The organism is Leifsonia sp. NPDC077715 (assembly GCF_040686855.1).
In the GTDB taxonomy this organism is placed as follows: Bacteria; Actinomycetota; Actinomycetes; order Actinomycetales; family Microbacteriaceae; genus Leifsonia.
Genome location: NZ_JBFBOG010000001.1, coordinates 759,878 through 780,815 on the forward strand (window position 1 = coordinate 759,878; position 20,938 = coordinate 780,815).

Here is a 20,938-nt window from a genome sequence, read left to right on the forward strand (position 1 = left end):
GAACACCGGCGGAAACCAGCCGGTTCCAAGGCGCCTCCCCCTAGCGTTTCCGTGTGCGACGCCCCAACTATCCCGCCCCCGGATCCGGTGCCGACGGCCGAGACGAGCAGCTGCCGGCGACCGAGGTCTTCGGACGCGTGCCTCCCGCGGACCCGCGACGCCCGGTCCGGGCCACCCGGCCGGCGTCCGGCGTGCCCACCGGAGGGTCGCCCGCGCCGTTCGATCCGTTCGGGATGGGCGGAGACGCGCCCGGTCTGGGCGGCGGGGGCGCAGGACGCGACGGCAGCAACGGTCGCGGCGGCACCGGCGGCGGCGGAGACGGCGGCGACGGCACCGGCCCCACGCCCGGCAAGCCCCCGCGCAAGCGCCGCCGCGCCAAGCGCATCGTCGCCTGGACCGCGGCCGCCCTCGCGGTCATCCTCGTGGTCGTCGGCGGCTACGCCGCGTACAGCTACTTCCGCTTCGTCGGAGGCGTGAAGCACGTCGACGTGATCTCGAAGCCGGCCAACGACGTGGACGGCCAGGACCAGAACATCCTCCTCGTCGGCGACGACCACCGTCCGGACGGCGCGAGTCAGGCCGAGCTCGACCAGTTGAGCACGACGGACGACGGCGGCGGCACGAACACCGACACGATGATGGTGCTGCACATCCCGGCGAACGGGAAGTCGGCCACCCTCATCTCGCTCCCCCGCGACTCCTGGGTGGATGTGCCGGGCCACGGCATGAACAAGCTCAACTCCGCCTTCTCGCTGGGCGGCGGCGGCAGCGACCCGACCGCGGGCGCCAAGCTGCTCATCCAGACGGTCCAGAACCTGACCGGCCTCAGCATCGACCACTACGTCCGCGTCTCGCTGCTCGGCTTCTACACGATCGCGCAGGCGCTCGGCCCGGTGCAGGTGTGCCTCAACAACGCGGTCGACGACCCGTACTCCGGCGCGAACTTCCCGGCCGGCGTCTCCGAACTCGACGCGAAGCAGGCGCTCTCGTTCGTGCGTCAGCGACACGGATTGCCGCGGGGCGACCTGGATCGGGTGGTGCGGCAGCAGTACTTCCTGTCGGTGGAGGCGCACAAGTTCCTCTCGGCCGGCACGCTGCTCAACCCGGCCAAGCTGACCAAGACGCTGGATGCGGTGAGCGGTTCGCTCGAGACCGATCCCGGCCTCAACTTCCTCCAGCTCGCCGCGCAGCTGCAGGGCCTGACCGGCGGCAAGATCCAGTCGGCGACCATCCCGATCTCCGGCACTCCGACGATCACCGTCGACGGGAACGACGTGTCGATCGTCGAGGTGGACACGGCCGCGATGCCGGCGTTCATCCAGGGCCTGATGGGAACACCGACCGCCTACGACAACGCGACCGCGGCCAAGCCGGCCGACACAACGGTCACCGTTCTCAACGGCGGCAGTGCGAACGGCGCGGCGACCACGGCGACGCAGACGCTCGCGGCCGCGGGCTTCAAGACCGGCACCCCCGGCGACGCCGACACCCGCACGACCACGGTCATCCAGTACAAGTCGGGCCAGGAGGCGCAGGCCAAGGCCGTCGCCGCCTACCTGCCGGGCGCGTCCGTGCAGCAGACCGACACCGTCAGCACCGTCACCGTCGTCCTCGGCGACGACGGCATCATGCCGGCCGCCCCCGCTGCGCCGGGCTCCGCACCCGCAGCCCCTGCGGCCCCTGCGCCGACCCCGTCCGGTCCCGCGACGAACTACAGCTCCACCGTCTGCATCAACTAGTCGAAGAGGCGGCGGAACACGTTCGTGTCGGCGAGGTCGATGAGCTCGTCGCCGCGGCCGTTCATGATCGTGCGCAGCGCGTAGAGCGTGAAGCCGCTGACCTGCTTCGCGGTGATCGCCGGCGGGATGCTGAGCTCCTGGCGGGCCGTCACCACATCCACCAGCGCCGGGCCGTCGTGCGCGAAAGCCGCCCGCAGCGCGCCCTCGAGGTCGTCCGGCTTCTCGACGCGCTGGCCGTGCAGCCCGATCGCCCGCGCGACCTCGGCGAAGTCGGGGTTCTCGAGCCCGGTGCCGAAGTTGACGAACCCGGCCGCTTTCATCTCCACCTCGACGAAGTTCAGCGAGGAGTTGTTGAAGACGACGATCTTCACCGGCAGCGTGTTCTGCCGCAGCGTCAGCAGCTCGCCGAGCAGCATCGCGAGGCCGCCGTCCCCGGCGAGCGCGACCACCTGTCGGTCCCGGAACGCCGTCTGCGCGCCGATCGCCTGCGGCAGCGCGTTCGCCATGCTGCCGTGCGTGAACGATCCGATCAGTCGTCGGCGTCCGTTCATCCGCAGGTAGCGCGCAGCCCACACCACGGGCGAGCCGACGTCCGGGATGAACACCGCGTCGTCCGTCGCCAGCTCGCTGATCAGCCTGGCGACGTACTGCGGGTGGATGGGCGTGCGGTTGCGGTCGTTGACGGCCAGGTCGTCGAGGCTCTTGCGCGTCTTCTCGTAGTGCGCGAGCGACGCGTCGAGATGCTTGCGGTCCTTCCGGTCGGCGAGCAGCGGGAGCAGCGCCTCCACCGTGTCCTTCACGCTGCCGACCAGGCCGAGGTCGAGCGGGACGCGGCGGCCCAGGTTCTCCCCGCGGAGGTCGACCTGGATGATCTTCGCCTTCGACGGGTAGAACTGCTGGTACGGGAAGTCGGTGCCGAGCATGAGCAGGGCGTCGCACGACTCCATGGCCCGGTAGCCGGAGGAGAAGCCGAGCAGTCCCGTCATGCCCACGTCGTAGGGATTGTCGTACTCGATGAACTCCTTGCCGCGCATGGCGTGCACGATCGGGGCCTTGAGCGCGTCGGCGATGGCGACGAGATGGGGATGCGCTCCCTCCGATCCCGCGCCCGAGAGGATGGTGACCTTCTTGGCGGAGTTCAGGATGTCGGCCGCGGCCTGCAGCTCCGGATCGGTCGGCCGGGTGACCCGCGGCGAGAACGTGATCGGCGCGGACTTGCGGCGCCCGGCGCTGTCGGCGAGGAAGATCTCACCCGGGACGACGACGACTGCGACGCCTCGGCGCTCCACCGCGGTGCGCATGGCGATCTCCAGGATGCGCGGCATCTGATCGGCCTGGCTCACCAGCTCGGTGTAGACGGCCGCCTCGCGGAAGAGCTCCTGCGGGTGCGTCTCCTGGAAGTATCCGCTGCCGATCTCGGCGCCGGGGATCTGCGCGGCGATGGCCAGCACGGGGACACGGCTGCGGTTGGCGTCGTACAGGCCGTTGATGAGGTGCGTGTTGCCCGGGCCGCAGCTCCCCGCGCACACCGCCAGCTCCCCGGTCAGTGCCGCATCCGCCGACGCGGCGAACGCGGCCGCCTCCTCGTGCCGGACGTGCTCCCAGTGCAGGCCCCCGCGGCTGCGGCGGATCGCGTCGGTGAACCCGTTGAGCGAGTCGCCGGGGATGCCGTAGACGCGGCTCACCCCCGCGTCCTCGAGGATCTCGACGATGGTGTCGGCGACGGTGGGCATGGCGGACTCCCCTCGGTGGGCGATGGTTGCGACGCCGGTCGGCCCCTGTGCACGTCCGACAGGCCAACGCTACGCCTCACAGCGAACATCGTTCATCCCGCACAAAGGAACTGTGCGTTAACGTGAGCGCATCATGGTCAAGCAGGTGAGGGCGCAGGTCACGCGCGACACCATCGTCGACGGCGCGGCGCAGGTCTTCGGGCGGCGCGGGTACGGTCTCGCCTCGATCGCCGACATCGCCCAGGCCGCGGGCGTGACCAAGGGCGCGCTGTACTTCCACTTCCCGTCGAAGGACGAGCTCGCGCGAGCCGTCATCGACGAGCAGCACCGGAGGACGATGGAGGCCGCGGGCGCTGTCATCGCCGAGGGGCGTCCCGGCTTGGAGACGATGGTGCTGCTGAGTGCCGTGCTCGCCCGTCAGCTCCTCACCGACCCCGTCGTGCAGGCGGGCATCCGGCTGACGACGGATGTGGCGTCCCTCGACGACCCGGTGACGGGGCCGTACCGCGACTGGCTGCGCACGGCCGAGCAGTTGTTCCGGCAAGGCGTCGACGAGGGCGACCTGCGGGCGGATCTGGATGCTGCGATGCTGTCCCGTGTCGTGGTCGCGTCGTACACCGGCGTCCAACTGGTGTCGGAGACGTTCTCGCATCGCGCCGATCTGCTTCAGCGGGTGCGGGAGCTGTGGATCGTGCTGCTGCCGGGCATCCTGGCATCCGACCGGAGCGAGACGCTGGGACACCTCCTCGAGCTCGTCCGCTGAGCCCGGGGACTGCGGCCGACCCGGCCGCAGCGCCCCCAATCCGCTACGGCCGCGCCGGGCATGCATGCATTCTACGGGAGAACCGGACGATCGGTATGAACTCGCTGCTCGCTCACAGCACGGCCCTGCCGGGATGCACCGAGGCCGTCCCGTAGACTTGCCCGACGGGGAGCGCCGGTGACGGCGGAAGCGGTTGGGGAGGATGCAGTATGCCGCCGAAGGGCAAGCCGAAGAACCGTCGCGCGACGATGCGACTGGTCTACATCGACTTCTGGTCGGCGCTGAAGATGTCGTTCCTCGTGAGCATCATCGTCGCCGCGATCACCGTGGTCCTGAGCCTGATCGTGTGGTCGCTCATGGAGCGGTTCGGCGTCGTCTCCGCCGCGAGCGGCTTCCTCGAGGACATCGCGGGAGCGCAGGGCGCCAACCTCGTCGCGGGCCTCACCTTCCCGAACGTGATGACGTTCACGCTGGTGGTCGCGCTGCTCGAGGTGATCGTGGTGTCGGCTCTCGGCGCGATCTTCGCCGCGCTCTTCAATCTCGCCGTCCACGTGGTCGGCGGGTGGAAGGTCACCTTCGGGAGCGACTGAGCTCCAGGCCGCCGACGAGCAGGCCGACGCCGAAGGCGAAGGCCGCCGCCGGATCGTCCTCGTCGAGCGGTGATGCCGGCTGGTCCGCGAGCACGCCGAGCGAGTCGTACTGGATGCGCTGCTGCTCGTGCGAGACGTGGCCGAGCACGAAGTGGAGCAGCGCCGTGGCGGCACGGCGCGAGGTCTCGGCGTCGAAACCGCCGCGGGCGACGGCGCGTGCCAGGCGGTCGAGCGTCTCGGGTGAGCCGAGACCGAGGGCGAGGGTGCTGGACACGACCTCCGCCCCGTCGCGGTACGCGAGCAGCGCGTCGCGCAGAGCGTCCGCCTCCGCGCGCACGGCGTCCTGCCACGGCGCGTCGTCGGGCTGGGATGCCGGTCGGCGGGCGGCGACGATGCGGTCGGCGACCTCGGCGAGCATCGACTGCTTGTTCGGGAAGTGCCAGTACAGCGCGCTCGGCTGCACGTCGAGCGCCGACGCCAGCCGCCGCATCGTCAAGTCGGGCAGGCCCAGATCATCGAGGATGCGCAGCGCGGCCTCGGCCACATCGTCGCGTGAGTGCCGCCGTCCGGTTTCGTTCCCTGCCACCTCGTCAGTATAGTGAACGCTGTTCAGGTGAACACCGTTCAGGTAAGGATGCTCCCGTGACCCTCTCCACCCCCACCCGTCGCCGGCTCGACGCCACCGACCTCGCCCGCGTCGCCGTCTTCGCCGCGATCGTCGCCGTCCTCGGCCTGCCCGGCGGCATCAGCGTCTTCGGCTCGGTGCCCATCACGGCGCAGACCCTCGGCGTCATGCTGGCGGGCGCCATCCTGGGCCCCTGGCTCGGAGCCCTGTCGATGGCGGTGCTGCTGGCGCTCGTCGCCCTCGGCCTTCCGCTGCTCTCGGGCGGCACCGGCGGGCTCGGGGTCTTCGTCGGCCCGACCGCCGGCTACCTGTTCGGCTGGATCGTCGGCGCGTTCGTGATCGGGCTCATCGTCCACGCGGGCAACCGCAAGCCGGTGTGGTGGCGCACGTTCCTCGGGATGGTCGTCGGCGGCATCCTCGTCGTCTACGCGTTCGGGATCCCAGTGACCAGCCTGGTGCTGCGGCTGCCGCTCGACGTGATCGCGAAATCCGCCCTCGTGTTCGTGCCGGGCGATCTCGCCAAGGCGGTGATAGCGACCGTGATCGTGATGACCCTGGTTCGGGCCTACCCGCGGGCGTTCCGGCGGAACTGGGTGGCGCCGCGCGGGAAGACGGTGACCGCCGCCGAGGCCTCCACCCCGTCGGAGCCGGCCGAGCCCCGGGTGCCGTGACGTCGCACGCCCTCCTGCTCGACGGGGTCGGCGTACGCCTCGGCGACGTCGACGCGCTCCGCGGCGTCGACCTCGACCTCGACGCGCGGACCATCGCGATCGTCGGCGAGAACGGCTCCGGCAAGTCGACGTTCGCGCGCCTGGCCGCCGGCCTGGTGACCCCGACCGCGGGCACCGCGCGCATCCTGAGCCTCGACCCGGCGCGACAGGCGGCCGAGCTGCGCCGCCGGGTGGCCGTGGTGTTCAGCAACCCCGACGCGCAGATCGTCATGCCGACCGTCGCCGAGGACGTCGCGTTCTCGTTGCGCCCCGACCGGCTGGGCCGGGAGGAGACGCAGCGGCGGGTGGAGGACGCGCTCGCCCGTTTCGGTCTCTCCGAGCTGCGCGAGCGGTCGTCGCACGAACTCTCCGGCGGGCAGAAGCAGCTGCTGGCGCTGGCCGGCGCGTTCGTGCGTCGCCCGGAGCTCGTCATCGCCGACGAGCCGACCACCTATCTCGACGCCCGCAATGCGCGGCGCGTGGCCGACCACCTGCTGGCGGACACCGGCCACCGGCTCGTGCTGGTCACGCACGACCTCGCCCTGGCGGCGCGCTGCGACGCCGCCGTGCTGTTCGCCGGCGGACGGGTGGAGGCGGTCGGGCGTCCGACGGACGTCATCGCCGAGTACGAGGCGGCGCTCGCGTGCTGAGCCTGTACCGGCCGGGGGACGGCGTCCTGCACCGGATGCCGGCAGGTCCCAAACTGCTGCTCCTGCTGATGCTGGTGCTCGCCGTGTCGCTGCTCCCCTCGCACTGGTGGGCGGCGGCGGTCGCAGCCGGTGTCGTGGTGGTCGTCTACGCCTGCGCCGGGCTGCGCGACGGGATGCTCGGGATGCGGGAGCTGGCCCGGCAGACGGTGGCCCTCCGCTGGCTGATCGTGATCACCCTGGCGCTGCAGCTGATCTTCTTGGGGCCGGAGGCCGCGGTCGCCAACACCAGCCGCGTCACCGCCGCGGTGCTGCTCGCGGGCCTGCTGTCGCTGACCACCCGCGTCACCGACCTGCTGGATGCAGTGGAGCGCGGCCTGCGCCCGCTCGACCGCCTGGGATTCGACTCCGAGCGCGCGGCCGTGCTGTTGACCGTGACGATCACGACCGTGCCGGTGCTCGCGCGTCTCGCCGGCGAGGTGCGGGAGGCGCAGCGGGCGCGCGGTGTCCGGCCGGGCGTACGCTTCTTCGCGGTGCCTTTCCTCATCCTGTCGCTCAAGCACGCCGACCAGCTCGGCGAGGCGCTGTCCGCGCGAGGAGTGCGATGACCCGCCCGCGTGTGCTCGGGCCCGTCGTCGACGACGAGACCCGCTGCATCCACTACCGGTCGCCGCTCGACGTGATCGCGATCCGCTTCGCCCGCTGCGGCGAGTACTACCCGTGCCACCTCTGCCACGCGGAGGCGGCCGGCCATCCCGCGCGGCAGTGGCCCGTCGCAGAGCGCGACCGCGAGGCGGTGCTCTGCGGCGTCTGCGGCAGCGAGCTGACCATCGCCGAATACCTGGCCGCCGACGCCTGCCCCCGCTGCGCCGCCCCCTTCAACCCCGGCTGCCACCTCCACACCCACCTCTACTTCGAGGTCTGACCCAGCCCGCACCCCCGAATGCCGCACGCTGTGCGGAAGGGAGGAGTCGCTGCGCGATCGGCCCGCGAACTCCTCCGTCTCGCGCGTTTCGCGGCGTGTCGGCCTCCGATGTCCTCCCTCCCGCACCGCGTACTAAAGGGAGGAGGCGGCGCGAATCTCCGCGGCGTGTCGCGCGAATCGGAGGACAGGGGCGGCCCCGCCAGCGAGTCGTCCTCCGTTTCCGCCGGGCGGCGCGGGCGCGGGGCCAGACGCACGGATGCCGGGCACGCTCCCGCGCGCCCGGCATCCGTGGTCAGGTGACTAGAACCAGCTGAAGATGCGGTCGAGGAGGTCGATCAGCCAGTCGAGGGCCGGGATGCCCGTCGACGGCTTGTCCGCCTTGACCTTGAGGGTGGTCCAGCCGACGACACCGTTGGACGCGTTCTGCACCGACAGCTTGTGCTGACCGTTGCCGGTGTCCTTCGGCAGGGTGACCTTCACCACGCCGCTCGCGGGCACCTGCACCCAGCCGCCGCTGATGTTCTGCGGCTTCGAGTACAGCCAGACCGAGACCCATTCACCGGCGTGCTTCGCGCCGACGGTGACCAGGACGGTGTCGCCCGGACGGTAGGTGTCCTTGTCGACGGTGACCTTGTCCTCGAGCGCCTTGGTGAGCGCCGACTCCTTGGCCGCCTTCGGGTCGGTGCCCGGCTTCGGGTTCGTCGGAGCGTCCGCCACGGTGAGCGGCACGCGCACGGTCGTCCCCGAGTCCGGAGCGGTCAGCACGAGGGTGCTGGCGCCGGCGGCGTCGGCCGGGACGGTGAACGTCACAGTCGCGTTGCCGGCCGCGTCCACCGGCACGCTGCCGAGGGCCGCCGTGCCGTTCCAGGACAGGTCGAGCTTCGTGTTCGCCGGGCTGCCGAGCGAGGTGAGGTTCAGCTTGGACACCTGGAGGGTGACCTGCTGACCGCGCTGCAGGGTGCCGGCCGGCACGCCGCTCACGCCGACGCCGAGCTTTTCGAAGCTGGGCGAGAGCGGGCTGTTCTTCTGGATGTAGCTGATCCAGGCGTCCCGGTCGATGAGGCCGGAGTCCTTGGTGTTGGTCCCGGCCGCGAAGGCGCGGAAGTTGTCACCGCCCTGGAGGAGGAACGAGAACGACCCGATCCGGTACGACTTCGCCGGGTCGATCGGCGCACCGTTCACCAGGATGCTGGTGATGCGGTCGCCCTCGGGCCGGCTGGCGTCGTAGGTGTAGTGGACGTTCTTCGACAGGCCCAGGTTGAGGAACGGACGGCTCGGAACGTTGCCCTGCGCGTCGCGCTGCCACTGCTGCTCGAGCGCCTGCTTGAACTGCGCCCCGGTGAGGGTCGTGGTCCACAGGTTGTTCACGAACGGCAGCACCGCGTTGGCCTGGGCGTAGGTGACGGTGCCGTCGGTCCCGTACAGCAGCTCGGCGCGCAGTCCGCCCGGGTTCACGACGCCGATCTCGGCGCCGCCCTGGTCGGCCGGCGACAGGGTCGCGAGCAGCGAGTCGGCCACGAGGTTGCCCAGGGTGGACTCGCTCGACCGGTCGTCACGGGCGCCGTTCAGGTAGGCGGTGGTGATGTCCTTCGTCACCGAGCCGACCTTCTGGTTGCCGATCACGGCCGCGTCGGCGAGCGCCTTGTCCACGATCGTCTTGACGGTCGCGACCCGCGGGAACGCGGCGACCAGGGCGCTGTCGGCGTCGGTCGTGCGGGCGACGTTGCGGGCGGTGTACGCGGTGACCCCGTCGGTCTCCGGGTCCACCGTCAGCGTGATCTGACCGATGTTCTCGCCGTAGCTCCCGGTCTGGAGGATCGGGCGGGTCTTGCCGGTCACGCCCGGGATGGGCGCATCCCACGCGTACTGCTTGTGCGTGTGACCGGTGAAGATCGCCGCCACCTTGCTGCTGGTCTTGGTGACGATGTCGGCGAAGGCGCCGCCGGCCGCGACCTCCTGGTCGAGCGTCGCGCCCTCGGGAGTGCCGAAGCCGGCGCCCTCGTGGTACTCCGCGACCAGCACGTCGGCCTCGCCGTTGGCCGGGTCGCCGTCGGTGAGCTCACCCGCGACGCGGTTGACCGCCTCCACCGGGTCGCCGAAGTCGAGCGTCGAGACGCCGCCGGGCGAGACTAGGGTCGGAGTCTCCTGCGTGACGGCGCCGATGACGCCGACCTTCAGGCCGTCCACCTCGAACACCGCGTACTCCGGCAGCGCCGGGGTCTTGGTGCCCTTCTCGTAGACGTTCGCGCCGAGGTAGGAGAAGTCCGCCGCATCCTTCACCCGGCCGGTGAGGTCCGCGTAGCCCTTGTCGAACTCGTGGTTGCCCACCGCGCTCGTCTTGAGCTCGAGGGCGTTCAGCACGTCGAGGGTCGGGATGTCGCCAGCCGAGGCCGAGGCGAACAGGGAGGCGCCGATGTTGTCGCCCGCCGAGAGGAACAGCGAGTTGGACTCCCCCGCCTCCGCGCGCAGCTTCTCGATCGTGCCCGCGAACTTCACGGTGTTGGCGTCGATCCGGCCGTGGAAGTCGTTGATGTTCATCAGGTTCAGCGTCACGGGCTTGGCCGCGAGACCCAGGCCGACCACGATCGGGTCGTGGTCGGAGGACCGGTACGGGTCGGCCGCGTAGAAGTTCGTGACGTTGTAGTTGTAGCGGCTGTACTCCAGCGCCACCGACTCACCCGAGTTGATGTTCCAGACGTCCGCGCCGGTGATGGCCGCGTTCGCAGCCGGGGACGCGAGCACGTGGTCCAGCGAACCGGTCGTGCCGCCGAAGGAGTAGGTCGCCTTCGAGGTGCGGGTGCTGACCTGGTCGACGTAGCCGGCGTCGGTCAGGACCTTGATCGGGTCCTCCTTGAGGTACGCGTTGAAGTCGCCGATGAGGAGCACCTTGTCGGTCTTCAGCGCCGCCTTCCGCTCGTCCGCGAAAGCGACGAGCGCAGTGGCCTGCTTGACGCGGGAGGCGTTGGACGCGCCCTGGCCGTCGCCCTGGTCGGCGTCGGCGCCCGAGCCGGAGCCCTTCGACTTGAAGTGGTTCACGATCGCCAGGAACGCCTGCGAATCCTTCTCGCCGACCTTCTTGAAGGCCTGCGCGAGCGGCTGACGCGCGTTCGAGAACGCCGGGTCGTCGAGGATCTTGGAGTCGCCCACCGGGACCGCGTTCGCCTTCTTGTAGATGAACGCGGTGCGGATGACGTCCTCCGTCGCGGGGAGCTGCGACGGCGACTTCACGAACGCCCACACCTCGGAACCGGCGGCCGCGTTGAGCGCGCCGACGAGGGTGGAGAGGGCCGAGTCGCGGTCCTCGCCGAAGCGGGCCGAGTTCTCGATCTCCTCGAGCGAGACGACATCGGCGCCGAGGCCGTTGATGGCCGCGACGATCTTGTCCTGCTGGCGCTTCAGGTTCTCCGCGTTCGCGGCGCCGCGGGCGTCGCATCCGCTGTTCACAGTGATGGGGTTGCCGTCGCGGTCGGTGTAGAACGTGCAGCCGGTGAGCTGGTCGCCCGTGGTGGTGAAGTAGTTCAGCACGTTGAACGTCGCCAGGCGAAGGTCGCCTCCGACGTTCTCCGGAGCGGCGGTGCGCGTGTTCGCGAACGTCACCGGCTGCACCGTCGCGGCGTTCGCCGGGGTCAGCTCGGAGGTCGGCTGGAACTTCCACGCGTTGTTGCGGTAGTCGAGGATGACCGGCTTCGTGAAGGTCACCGGCTCGCCGACGCGCACGGGATTGTCGAGCGACAGGTACGGCAGCGGCTTCGACTTGTTCGCGTTGCTCAGGAAGTTGGTCGAGGCGCCGTCGTCGAGCGTGACCGCGCGGGCCGCGTTGTCGGCGACGACGGCCGCGTACTCCGCGGTTCCGGGACGAGCGGCCTCGGTCGGCTGCACGAGCGTCTTGTCGCCCGCCGCCAGGCCGATCTCGCCGTACTGGTTGGCGGAGTAGACGTCGGTGACGGTGAACGCGCCCTGCGGCGCGACCAGCATCCCCTCGAGGCTTTCGCGCTGCGCCGCGGTGGCGGGCAGGCCGACCGTGGCGGGCGCCGGTGCGACGATGCCGGTCGCGTCCTGCTTGGCGACGGCGGTCGCGGTGATCTCGGTCAGGCCGTTGAACTCGCTGACCGCACCGGTGACCTTCACGTAGTCGCCCACGGCGACCGTCCCGGCGAAAGACGAGCCGAACACGAAGACCGCGTCGGACGCCGTGTGGGTCGCGAAGTCGACTGCGCCGCCGGTGCCCGGGGTCTGGAGGTAGAAGCCGTTGAAGCCGCCGGTCGCGTACTGCGCGGTGACGACGCCGACGGTGGTGACCGTCTGGCCGGCCTTCGGGCTGGCGTCGCCCGTGCCCTGGATCTCGGCGATCGGGGTCGTGTCGGCCGGCGTGCCCGGGTCTCCCGTGCCGGGGTCGCCGGTGCCCGGGTCGCCCGGGGCGGAGGCCGCGTTCTGCGGCGTGATCGTGGCGCTGAGGGTGAAGTCGGCGCTGTTGGCGTCGGTGTCCTTCGCGGCGGTGCGCACCAGCGACTTCACGTCGGTGTTGCCCGACGGTGCGGTGGCCTTCGCGGTCTCGAAGGTGTTCGAGGTGCCATAGCCGAGGAGGTCGGCGACGCTCGCGTTACCCGTGACCGATCCGGTCGGCAGCGTGAGGGCCGAGGCGGACTTCGCGAGGATGAGGGTGCCCGTGGTGCCGCTCGGGTTGAGGCTGCTCGCCACATCCGGCGTCGGAAGGGCCTGGCCGTTCGTGCCGTTCGAGCCGCCGCCGACCAGGTAGTAGCCCTTCGCCGCGATGGATCCGGTCAGCGGGACCACTCCGGTGGACGCGGCCGTGCCGGTCGCCGGGCGGTACTGGAGGCTCCAGCCGCTCAGGCTGACGGCGCTGTCGCCCGGGTTGTAGAGCTCCACGAACTTGTTGGTGTAGGCCGCGCCGGCGCTCCCGCCGGAGAGGTAGGCCTCGTTGATGACGACACCGGTGCCGTCGGTGGTCGCGAAGGCGGGAGTGGCGACGAGCGCCCCGGCAGTGAGTCCGGCTCCGGCGATCGCGGCGGCGGCGGCGCGCGCCAGCCTGCCGAATCTGGTTGACATTGTTCTCCTCGGTCGGTGAGGTGCGGGATGAGTCCGCGGGCCACGCTAGGGAAGCTGTGAAACGGGACTGTTTCTCGTGTGTGAACGTACAGAGAACTCGTACGGGGGTAGGACGCTCATTTGAGCACCGATCGGGTCACGTTCGGTTTGCGCCATGATGAGAGGCATGCGCATCGACGAGCTCGCCCACTTCCGGGCCCTGGTCGCCGAGGGGTACCCGGCCCTCGCGGCGGAGACCCTGGGCGTCTCCCAGTCGACGCTCACCCGATCCCTCGCCCGGCTGGAGCAGGAGATGGGCGCCGAGCTGTTCGACCGCCGTCGTGGGCACCTCGAACTGAACCAGTACGGCGAGATCCTGCTGGCGCATGCCGTGCGCGCCGAGTCGGAGTTGGACAACGCCCGGGCCCGCATCGAGGCCTTGCGCGACCCCTCCGGCGGCACGGTCTCGCTGGCGTACGTGTCGTCGTTCGGAGGGTGGCTCATCCCGCGCGTGATCAGCGAGTACCGCGCGCTGTTCCCCGACATCCGCTTCGTGCTGCGCGGAGGCACGGCCGACACGGTCCTGGACGCTCTCCGCGACGGCGCCGCCGACCTCGCGTTCCTGAGCCCCGACCCGAGGGACGCCGACATCGAGTGGAAGCCGCTCACCGCCGAACGGCTCGTCCTCGGTGTGCCCGAGGCGCATCCGCTCGCCGGACGGGACGCGGTCAGCGTGCCCGACCTCGACGCCTACGACCTCGTGGCGCTCCGCACCGGATCCGGCCTCCGGCACATCGCCGACGCGTACTTCGCGGCACACGGCGTGGTGATGAACCCGGTCATCGAGGTGACGGAGCTCTCGACGCTGCGCGGGCTGGTCCGCGACGGGGTCGGCGTCGCGCTCATCCCCGACACCCCCGCCGAGCCGGGGATCGTCGCCGTCCCGCTGCGCGACGAGGCGACCCGCATCATCGGCCTCGCCCGCAACCGCACGCGGTCGCAGTCGGCGGCGGCGGAGCAGTTCGCGCGCTTCGTGCACGAGGAGCTCGACTCGCTCGGGTGAGGACACGCCGCGTCACGAAAGGCGCGCCGCATTCACGCATGCGCTTGACTGTGCCCGCTTCACCTCACCGGAACACGTGTTTGGAAAGGACTCCTCGTGACGTCTCCGCAGTATCCGACCGCTCCCGCCGCCCCGCCCGCGGGCGAGGCTCCGCTCTGGGCGCCGCTCTACGGTGCGACCCTGCCCCAAGCCGTCCAGCGCTTCTTCAAGAAGTACGCGGACTTCACCGGCCGCGCCAGCCGCAGCGAGTACTGGTGGTGGTACCTCGTCACCATCATCGTCGCGGTCGCGCTCGAGGTCCTGGCCCTCACGCTCGGCAGCGTCGGCGCCACGCCGAACGGAAACGGCGGCACGAACCCGGGTCCGCTGTTCTGGCTGCCCGCCCTGCTGATCTTCGCCTGGATCGTCGGCACGATCGTCCCGCATCTCGCGCTCACCTGGCGTCGGCTGCACGACGCGAATCTCGCCGGCCCGTTCTTCTTCCTCGGACTGATCCCGCTCGTCGGCGGGATCATCCTGCTCGTGCTCCTGCTGCTGCCCCCCAAGCCGGAGGGCGCGCGCTTCGACCGCCCCCGCCCCTAGCGGAGGCCCTGGGCCGGCTCCCGCGTCAGCAGGAGTCGGCCCACAGCCGGCGCGGCCGCTCGGGGTCGGTGTCGTCCAGCAGGACGGACGCGACCTCGCGCGGCGCGCCGAGCGGATCCTTCTGGCCGGTCGTCACGAACGACCAGTCGGGGCTCCGCTCCGGGTCGTGCTCGACCCACAGGGAGAAGTTCCAGAAGCCGCGGAACTCCGGGGACAGCAGCCCCGCGCCGTCGACGACCAGCACGCCGTCGCGCGAGCGGAAGGGCGCGACGACGTCCTCTCTGAACGCGTCGGCCGTCGTCCCCTCGTTCACCGTCACGCGCTCGGTCTCCTGCCCCGCGTCGCGCAGCGCCGCCGCGAACGCGTCCGCCACCCGCGCCGCGTCGGCGTTTGGCACGCCGGTCACCGCGACGAACCGCGGTCCCCGGCCGTAGTGCTGCAGGAATTCCGCCGCCACTCCCGCGTAGAACTCGGTCTCCTGACCCTGCTGCGTGTCGGTCATGCGCTCCTCCTCGGCGTCCGTCATCGGGAACGCTACGCGCGCCGCGGCCATTCCGGCTGAGCGTTCTCTGCGACCTCTCGCCAAGACGGCAATCGCGATATATCGTGTCCTCAGATCGTCGTCCGATGGGGAGGATCAGTCATGAACGACACCCGCGAAGACAACCTGCGGCCGCCGGAGGCCGTGCCCGAGCTGCCGGAGGAGCAGGCGGTGGGGATGGTCGCCGTCTCCGCCGAGCGCGAGGCCGAGCTGGAGACGCGCGCCCGCGAGTTCATCCGGGAGCTGGCCGCCGCCGAGCCCGGCTCGGACGCGTTCACCCGCAAGATCACCGGCTTCTCGCACCTGGGCGATGCCGAGATGCGGGCATCCAGCGACTCGTCCCGGCAGCTGCTGAACCGCCCTGCGACGTCCCTGGCCGCCGCGAAGGGGAAGGCGATCCGCACCGACCCGCAGTACGGCGTCATCCGCACCCTGCAGGACCTCCGCGCCACGGTCAGCGACTTCGACCCGACGCACCTCACGGGGCGCAACCGGATGCTCGCCCGCATGCCCGGAGGCCGCCGCCTCCGGCAGTACGTGCAGCGGTTCGAGTCGGCGCAGAAGCAGCTCGACGGCATCGTCACCGCCCTCGACCACGGCCAGCAGTGGCTGGCCCAGGACAACGTCGAGATCGAGAAGGAGCGCGCCTCCCTCTGGAAGACGACCGAACGGCTGAACGAGTACGTGGTGCTGACGGCCGCGCTCGACCGGGCGACGGTGGATGCCGCGGCCGAGCTGCGCATGACCGACCCCGACCGCGCGACACTGCTCGAGAAGGAGGCGCTGTTCCCCATCCGCCAGCGGCGCCAGGACCTCACGGCGCAGATCGCCGTCTCGGTGCAGGCGTACCTCGCGCTCGACGTGATCAAGAAGAACAACGTCGAGCTCATCAAGGGCGTCGAGCGGGCGAAGACCACCACGGTGTCCGCTCTCCGGACCGCTGTCGTGGTCGCGCAGGCGCTCGAGAACCAGCGTCTCGTCATCGACCAGCTCGGCGCGCTGCACGACAGCACGAACGCGCTGATCGGCCGAACCGGGGAGGTGCTGCGCACGCAGACCGAGCAGGTGCAGAAGGAGCAGACGTCGACCGCGGTGGATGTCGAGGTGCTGCAGCGCGCGTTCGACAACGTCTTCGCGACCATGGACAGCATCGACACCTACCGCACCGGCGCGATCGCGAGCATGGCGAAGACGGTGGACGCGCTCGACCAGCAGGTCGCGCGCTCCCGCGACTACCTCCGCCGCTCCCGCCCGAGCCCGCAGCCGGGCGAGACGTACCAGGTGCGGTAGCCCGCGGTCCGCGCTCGACGGCTACGGTGGACGGCATGGCAGCACAACGCATCTTCGCCATGCCGTTCGCCGACGTGTACCCGCTGTACGTCGCCAAAGTCGAGCGCAAGGGACGCAGCAAGGAGGACGTCGACACCGTCACCCGCTGGCTGACCGGCTACGACCAGGACGAGCTGGAGCGGGCGGTCGACGCGCGGGTCGACGTCGAGACCTTCTTCGCCGAGGCGCCGCAGCTCAATCCGAACGCCTCCCTCATCACCGGCGTCATCTGCGGGGTCCGGGTCGAGGAGATCGACGACCCGCTGATGCAGAAGATCCGGTACCTCGACAAGCTCGTGGACGAGGTGGCCCGCGGCAAGAAGATGTCCTCCATCCTGCGCGGCGACGACGTCGCGGTCCCGGACGGCGGCCGCTCCTAGGAGGAGGCCTGCTCGGCAGGGAGGAGAGGCCACGACTCCGGCCGCCGCTTGCCTCCCATTCGCGCCTCCGACCGGCGTGTCGGGTGAGGTCTCCTCCCTTTCTTCCTGCCGGCAGAAACGGAGGAGACACCGGGCGACACGCCGGGCGGGCGCCGGGAACGGAGGAGCCGCGACGTGGGCTCGGCGCAGTATTCCTCCGTTCCCGCCCACGGCGTCGCGGTTCCGGGCAGCGGCCGCTAGCCTCGGGAGCAGGGGCCACCGGGCCCGCAAGCCGGGAGGACATGATGGACGATCTGCACGGATCCGCACAGGAGCGCCTGACCCAGCTCGACGCGGCCATCGCGCGAGGCGCCTCGGCGGAGTGGCTGGAGAAGCAGCTGCGCGCGGCACTGGAAGAGCTCGCCGACGTCGAGCCGGTGGCGGACGCGGAGCGCGACCGCCGCGAGGACTACTGATTACTAGGCCCGGGCGATGCCCGCGATCTGCGGGTTGAACGGCACGAACGGCGTGTGCAGGCGGTAGCGCTTGACCACCACCTCGGCGAAGCCCGCGCTGCGCACGGCGCCCTCGAGGTCGCGCTCGCACGAGCATCCCTCGAACGTCCACGCCCACGGTCGGCGCAGGACCCGCTGCGCGGCTCGGGTCGGCGTGCCGTCGGCCGCGACGACGTGCTCCACGAAGCGGAACGTCCCGCCCGGTCGCAGGATGCGCCTCACCTCGGCGAGCACCGCTTCCGGGTGAGTCACCGTGCACAGCACCAACGACGAGATCACCGTGTCGACGCTGCCGTCGGGGAGTCCGGTGTCCTCGGCCGTGCGCTCGCGCAGGTCGAGGCGGATGCCCCGGCGCGCGGCGGCCGACCGGAGCCGGGCGTGCATGGAGCGGTTGGGCTCGATCGCGATGAGGGTGCCACCTGTCGGCAGGTACGGCAGGTTGGCGCCGACGCCGGAGCCGAGTTCGACGACGACCCGGGGCAGCTCGGCGAAGACGGTTCGCTTGTAGGGGCGCTGCGCGCCGTCGAGATACGGGCCGGCCGCGGCGAAGAACGCGGCGTTGAAGGCCCCGCGGCCCCGATGCTGGTGGAAGGCCGGCGCGGAGCGCTGGGTGGTGTCTGTCATGCCTCCAGCGTCGCGGGTCGAAGCGCCTCGCGCAGGCGTAGGACTACCCCACTCGGCGCTCAGCGCTGTGCCGCGTCCCATGCGGCGATCTGGGCGCGCGACCGCACCCCGAGCCGCAGGCGGATGCGCTCCACATGCCCTTCCGCCGAGCGCTCCTCGATCCCCAGCCGGGCCGCGATCTCGCGGTTGGTGAGCCCGGCGCCGACCAGGGCCGCGACCTCGCGCTGGCGCGGGGTCAGCATCCCGGACTCGGTGCGCGCCACCCGGAGTCCGAGGAAGCGGCGGATGACGGCGACCAGTTCGGCGGAGTCCCCCGCCCATGGCAGGTGCGAGCGGCCCGGCAGCACGGTCAGGCGCGCGTCCGGGATGCCGGCCGCCAGGGCCTCCGCCTCGGCGACGGGTGCGGCACGGTCGTCCGCGCGGTGCACGACGAGCGTCGGGGCGGCGACCTGCGGCAGAAGCGCGCGCACGTCCATCCGGTAGCTCAGCTCGAGCAGCGCCCGGGCGGTCCCGGCGTCGGAGGACGCGCGCTGGTAGCTCGCGAGCTGGGCGCGCGCCACCGCCGACGCGTCCGGCGCGAACAGGTCGGTGAGCACGTCGGAGCCGAGGCCCCAGTGCGACGCGACCAGGGCCAGGATGTGCTCGCGGGCGCTGGGCGGCGAGATCGCCTCGCCGTGCGCCCAGCCGCCGTAGAGCACGAGACGCCGGACGGTGTCGGGATGCGCCGCCGCCCACGCCACGGCGACCGGCGCCCCGAGGGACGCGCCGACGAGGTCGAACCGGTCGAGGCCGAGACCGCGGGCGACCGCGTCCACCTGCTCGAGCTCGAACTCCAGCGACGGCGGACGGTCGGTGCGATCGGACAGACCGCATCCCGCCCGGTCGTAGCGGACGAGCCGGGCGCCGCGGGCGAGCGCTTCGTCGAAGGCTCGCTCCTCCGGCAGCTGCCAGCCGAGCTCGAGGTGGCTCAGCCATCCGGAGACGAACAGGATCCGACGGCCGTCACCGACGGTCGCGACGGCGATCCCGGTGCCGTCCTCCGTGGCGACGCGCGTCAGGTGCTGCTGCACGGTCCCATTGTGACGGCGTCGGGTCAGCTGCGCGCGTCCGGGATGCCCGCGGCGAGCTCGGCGAAGACCTCGGCGGCGTCGTCGAAGCGTGCGAGGCCGGCGGCCTGACCCATCCAGAGCGACAGCAGCTCGGGGTCGGCGAGCTCGGCGGCGCGGCGGCGGAAGACGCCGGTGAGGATGTTCTGCAGCGGGAACGATGCGCGCGCGCCGCCCTGCTCGATCGTGCGCACCGCCCGATTGGGCAGCCCCCGCGAGGCGCGGCCGCTCATGGCGCGCGTAAGCACCGTCTCGTGGGCGTCTGCGGTGCGGATGCGCTCCCGCTGCAGGGCGGGCGCCGCCGACTGCCGGGTGGCCAAGAAGGCCGATCCGACCTGGACGCCGGCCGCCCCGAGGGCGAACGCGGCCGTCACGCCACGACGATCGGCGACGCCTCCGGCCGCGATCACCGGCAGGGCGACGGCGTCGACCACCTGCGGGATGAGGGCGAGGCCGCCGACGAGACCGCGCTCCGGCTCGTCGAGGAACGACGGGCGATGGCCCGCGGCCTCCAGGCCCGACGCGACGATCGCATCCACGCCGCCCTCGGCGAGGGCGCGGGCTTCCGGGACGGTCGTCGCGGCGCCGACCACGCGGATGCCGCGCCGGTGGGCCGCCTCGACGACCTCCGCGGACGGCACGCCGAAGACGAAGCTCAGCACCGCCGGCTCCGCGGCGAGCGCCGCCTCCAGCTGCTCCCCGAACGACGGCAGCGGCTGGACGGGCCACGACGGCGGCTCGACGCCCGCGGCCTCGAAAAGGGGGCGCAGCGCCGGGACGGCGCGGTCGAACTCGTCGCGATCGAAGTCCGCCCCGACGGGCCGCTCCCCCGGCGCTTGGAAGGGCAGCCACAGGTTCAGCGCGAATGGCCTCGCGGTGCGCTCGCGCACCTCGCGCGCGACCTCGGCGATCCGGTCGGGGCCGAGCCCGTAGAGGCCGAACGACCCGAGACCGCCCGCCTCGCTGACCGCCGCAGTCAGTTCGACCGACGACATGCCGCCGAACGGCCCCAGGACGATCGGCGTCTCGACGCCCAGCAGTCGCATCATCCGGCGCCTCACACCGAGGTCAGGAAGGACGACGCCGCGTCGAGCGAACCGGGGATGATCCGGTAGTACGCCCAGGTGCCGCGCTTGCTGCGGCTCAGGAATCCGGCCTCCACCAGGATCTTGAGGTGATGGGACACGGTCGGCTGCGACAGCCCGAGCGGTTCGGTCAGGTCGCACACGCACGCCTCACCGTCGGCGTGCGCGGCCACCATCGACAGGAGTCGCAGTCGAGCGGGATCGGCCAGCGCCTTCATCGTGCGCGCGACCGAGGCCGCGTTCTCCTCGCTGATCACCTCTCGGGTGATGGGAGCGCAGCACGCCTGGAGATCGCGCAGCGGCAGGAGCTCGGTGATCGCCATGTCCCGATTGTCACGCATACATTGACAAACGTCAATGTATGCGTTCACCCTGGGTTCATCGACAGCCGTCGATGAAGAAGGGAGAATGATCATGGGATGCTGCGACGACGACTGCCAGGTGCTGCCGGACGGCTCCTGCTCGCCCGACTGCTGCTGACAGCCCGGGGCCGTCGCCCGATCAGCGGCGGCCCCGACCGATCACCGGAGGAACGATGACCACCACCACCCCCACCGTCCTGTTCGTCTGCGTCCACAACGCGGGCCGCTCGCAGATGGCCGCCGGCTACCTGCGCGCGCTGGCGGGCGACCGCGTGGACGTCCTCTCCGCCGGCTCGGAGCCGGGCGACAGGATCAATCCCGTCGCCGTCGCCGCGATGTCCGAGGAGGGCATCGACATCGCCGGCAGCACGCCGAAGATCCTCACGACCGAGGCCGTGCAGGAGTCGGATGTCGTGATCACCATGGGCTGCGGCGACACCTGCCCCGTCTTCCCCGGCAAGCGCTACGAGGACTGGGAGCTCGACGACCCGGCCGGTCGCCCGATCGAGGAGGTCCGCTCCATCCGGGATGAGATCAAGAACCGCGTGCAGACGCTTCTGGCGGAGCTCGTACCGTTCGTGCAATAATGGTTCG

The 20,938-nt window shown here is 71.3% G+C and carries 21 protein-coding genes; 13 read left to right on the top strand and 8 right to left on the bottom strand.

Features of this window, described 5'->3' with window-relative positions; all coding sequences use genetic code 11:
- Positions 1–53: 53 nt before the first annotated feature.
- Positions 54–1,739 carry an LCP family protein gene (locus tag AB0P25_RS03755; protein WP_363805457.1) on the top strand — a complete coding sequence of 562 codons (1,686 nt, stop codon included), beginning with the start codon at positions 54–56 and terminating at the stop codon, positions 1,737–1,739.
- Here AB0P25_RS03755 and poxB read toward each other — a convergent pair.
- Positions 1,736–3,472 (bottom strand): ubiquinone-dependent pyruvate dehydrogenase, encoded by a 1,737-nt coding sequence (gene poxB / locus AB0P25_RS03760; protein WP_363805458.1) that lies wholly within the window; start codon positions 3,470–3,472, stop codon positions 1,736–1,738. The genes AB0P25_RS03755 and poxB overlap by 4 nt on opposite strands.
- Before the next feature lie 133 nt (positions 3,473–3,605).
- Between poxB and AB0P25_RS03765 the strand changes: the two genes are divergently transcribed.
- Positions 3,606–4,235, top strand: coding sequence for a ScbR family autoregulator-binding transcription factor (locus AB0P25_RS03765; RefSeq protein WP_363805460.1), 630 nt, complete (start codon positions 3,606–3,608; stop codon positions 4,233–4,235).
- 209 nt (positions 4,236–4,444) lie between these two features.
- On the top strand, positions 4,445–4,825 hold the full coding sequence (locus AB0P25_RS03770) for a DUF3566 domain-containing protein (RefSeq protein WP_363805461.1): 381 nt from the start codon (positions 4,445–4,447) through the stop codon (positions 4,823–4,825).
- Here the strand turns inward: AB0P25_RS03770 and AB0P25_RS03775 are convergent.
- The gene (locus AB0P25_RS03775) at positions 4,806–5,411 is read right to left on the bottom strand and encodes a TetR/AcrR family transcriptional regulator C-terminal domain-containing protein (RefSeq protein WP_363805462.1); all 606 of its coding nucleotides are present in this window, start codon (positions 5,409–5,411) and stop codon (positions 4,806–4,808) included. The genes AB0P25_RS03770 and AB0P25_RS03775 overlap by 20 nt on opposite strands.
- Before the next feature lie 56 nt (positions 5,412–5,467).
- On the opposite strand from AB0P25_RS03775, the gene AB0P25_RS03780 reads away from it, so the two are divergent.
- Genes AB0P25_RS03780 through AB0P25_RS03795 form a run of 4 tightly spaced genes read left to right on the top strand, consistent with a single transcriptional unit; the run spans position 5,468 to position 7,732 of the window.
- Positions 5,468–6,121, top strand: coding sequence for a biotin transporter BioY (locus tag AB0P25_RS03780; protein WP_363805464.1), 654 nt, complete (start codon positions 5,468–5,470; stop codon positions 6,119–6,121).
- On the top strand, positions 6,118–6,810 hold the full coding sequence (locus AB0P25_RS03785) for an ABC transporter ATP-binding protein (protein WP_363805465.1): 693 nt from the start codon (positions 6,118–6,120) through the stop codon (positions 6,808–6,810). Before AB0P25_RS03780 ends, AB0P25_RS03785 begins: the two co-directional genes overlap by 4 nt.
- On the top strand, positions 6,804–7,415 hold the full coding sequence (locus AB0P25_RS03790) for an energy-coupling factor transporter transmembrane component T (RefSeq protein ID WP_363805466.1): 612 nt from the start codon (positions 6,804–6,806) through the stop codon (positions 7,413–7,415). The genes AB0P25_RS03785 and AB0P25_RS03790 overlap by 7 nt, the downstream gene beginning before the upstream one ends.
- Positions 7,412–7,732 carry a CHY zinc finger protein gene (locus AB0P25_RS03795; protein ID WP_363805468.1) on the top strand — a complete coding sequence of 107 codons (321 nt, stop codon included), beginning with the start codon at positions 7,412–7,414 and terminating at the stop codon, positions 7,730–7,732. Before AB0P25_RS03790 ends, AB0P25_RS03795 begins: the two co-directional genes overlap by 4 nt.
- A 300-nt stretch (positions 7,733–8,032) precedes the next feature.
- Here AB0P25_RS03795 and AB0P25_RS03800 read toward each other — a convergent pair whose 3' ends face one another.
- A complete protein-coding gene (locus tag AB0P25_RS03800; protein ID WP_363805469.1) occupies positions 8,033–12,799 on the bottom strand; it encodes an ExeM/NucH family extracellular endonuclease in 4,767 nt (1,588 codons plus the stop codon).
- A 166-nt stretch (positions 12,800–12,965) separates the two neighbouring features.
- Here AB0P25_RS03800 and AB0P25_RS03805 point away from each other — a divergent pair, with 166 nt between their 5' ends.
- Positions 12,966–13,841 carry a LysR family transcriptional regulator gene (locus tag AB0P25_RS03805; RefSeq protein WP_363805470.1) on the top strand — a complete coding sequence of 292 codons (876 nt, stop codon included), beginning with the start codon at positions 12,966–12,968 and terminating at the stop codon, positions 13,839–13,841.
- Positions 13,842–13,937: 96 nt separating this feature from the next.
- Complete coding sequence (locus AB0P25_RS03810; RefSeq protein WP_363805472.1) at positions 13,938–14,423, top strand: DUF805 domain-containing protein; 486 nt, start codon at positions 13,938–13,940, stop codon at positions 14,421–14,423.
- Positions 14,424–14,448: 25 nt separating this feature from the next.
- Here AB0P25_RS03810 and AB0P25_RS03815 read toward each other — a convergent pair whose 3' ends face one another.
- A complete protein-coding gene (locus AB0P25_RS03815; protein ID WP_363805473.1) occupies positions 14,449–14,925 on the bottom strand; it encodes a hypothetical protein in 477 nt (158 codons plus the stop codon).
- Positions 14,926–15,066: 141 nt separating this feature from the next.
- Here AB0P25_RS03815 and AB0P25_RS03820 point away from each other — a divergent pair, with 141 nt between their 5' ends.
- The 3 genes from AB0P25_RS03820 to AB0P25_RS03830 all read left to right on the top strand — a co-directional run bounded on the left by AB0P25_RS03820 (position 15,067) and on the right by AB0P25_RS03830 (position 17,128).
- Positions 15,067–16,254 carry a toxic anion resistance protein gene (locus AB0P25_RS03820; RefSeq protein WP_363805474.1) on the top strand — a complete coding sequence of 396 codons (1,188 nt, stop codon included), beginning with the start codon at positions 15,067–15,069 and terminating at the stop codon, positions 16,252–16,254.
- Positions 16,255–16,289: 35 nt separating this feature from the next.
- The gene (locus AB0P25_RS03825; protein WP_363805475.1) at positions 16,290–16,673 is read left to right on the top strand and encodes a DUF2200 domain-containing protein; all 384 of its coding nucleotides are present in this window, start codon (positions 16,290–16,292) and stop codon (positions 16,671–16,673) included.
- A gap of 281 nt (positions 16,674–16,954) precedes the next feature.
- Positions 16,955–17,128 (top strand): hypothetical protein, encoded by a 174-nt coding sequence (locus AB0P25_RS03830; protein ID WP_363805477.1) that lies wholly within the window; start codon positions 16,955–16,957, stop codon positions 17,126–17,128.
- Between the two features lie 3 nt (positions 17,129–17,131).
- Here the strand turns inward: AB0P25_RS03830 and AB0P25_RS03835 are convergent, their stop codons facing one another.
- The 4 genes from AB0P25_RS03835 to AB0P25_RS03850 are packed head-to-tail and all read right to left on the bottom strand — an operon-like array spanning position 17,132 to position 20,305.
- Positions 17,132–17,791: a methyltransferase domain-containing protein gene (locus AB0P25_RS03835; RefSeq protein ID WP_363805478.1), complete on the bottom strand. Its 660-nt coding sequence runs from the start codon at positions 17,789–17,791 to the stop codon at positions 17,132–17,134.
- Between the two features lie 59 nt (positions 17,792–17,850).
- The gene (locus AB0P25_RS03840) at positions 17,851–18,861 is read right to left on the bottom strand and encodes an alpha/beta fold hydrolase (RefSeq protein WP_363805480.1); all 1,011 of its coding nucleotides are present in this window, start codon (positions 18,859–18,861) and stop codon (positions 17,851–17,853) included.
- Between the two features lie 23 nt (positions 18,862–18,884).
- Positions 18,885–19,946 carry a nitronate monooxygenase gene (locus tag AB0P25_RS03845; RefSeq protein WP_363805482.1) on the bottom strand — a complete coding sequence of 354 codons (1,062 nt, stop codon included), beginning with the start codon at positions 19,944–19,946 and terminating at the stop codon, positions 18,885–18,887.
- 8 nt (positions 19,947–19,954) lie between these two features.
- Entirely contained in the window at positions 19,955–20,305 is a 351-nt protein-coding gene (locus AB0P25_RS03850) for a metalloregulator ArsR/SmtB family transcription factor (protein ID WP_363805484.1), read from the bottom strand.
- A 212-nt stretch (positions 20,306–20,517) separates the two neighbouring features.
- Here AB0P25_RS03850 and AB0P25_RS03855 point away from each other — a divergent pair, with 212 nt between their 5' ends.
- A complete protein-coding gene (locus AB0P25_RS03855; protein ID WP_363805486.1) occupies positions 20,518–20,931 on the top strand; it encodes an arsenate reductase ArsC in 414 nt (137 codons plus the stop codon).
- Positions 20,932–20,938 lie beyond the last annotated feature (7 nt).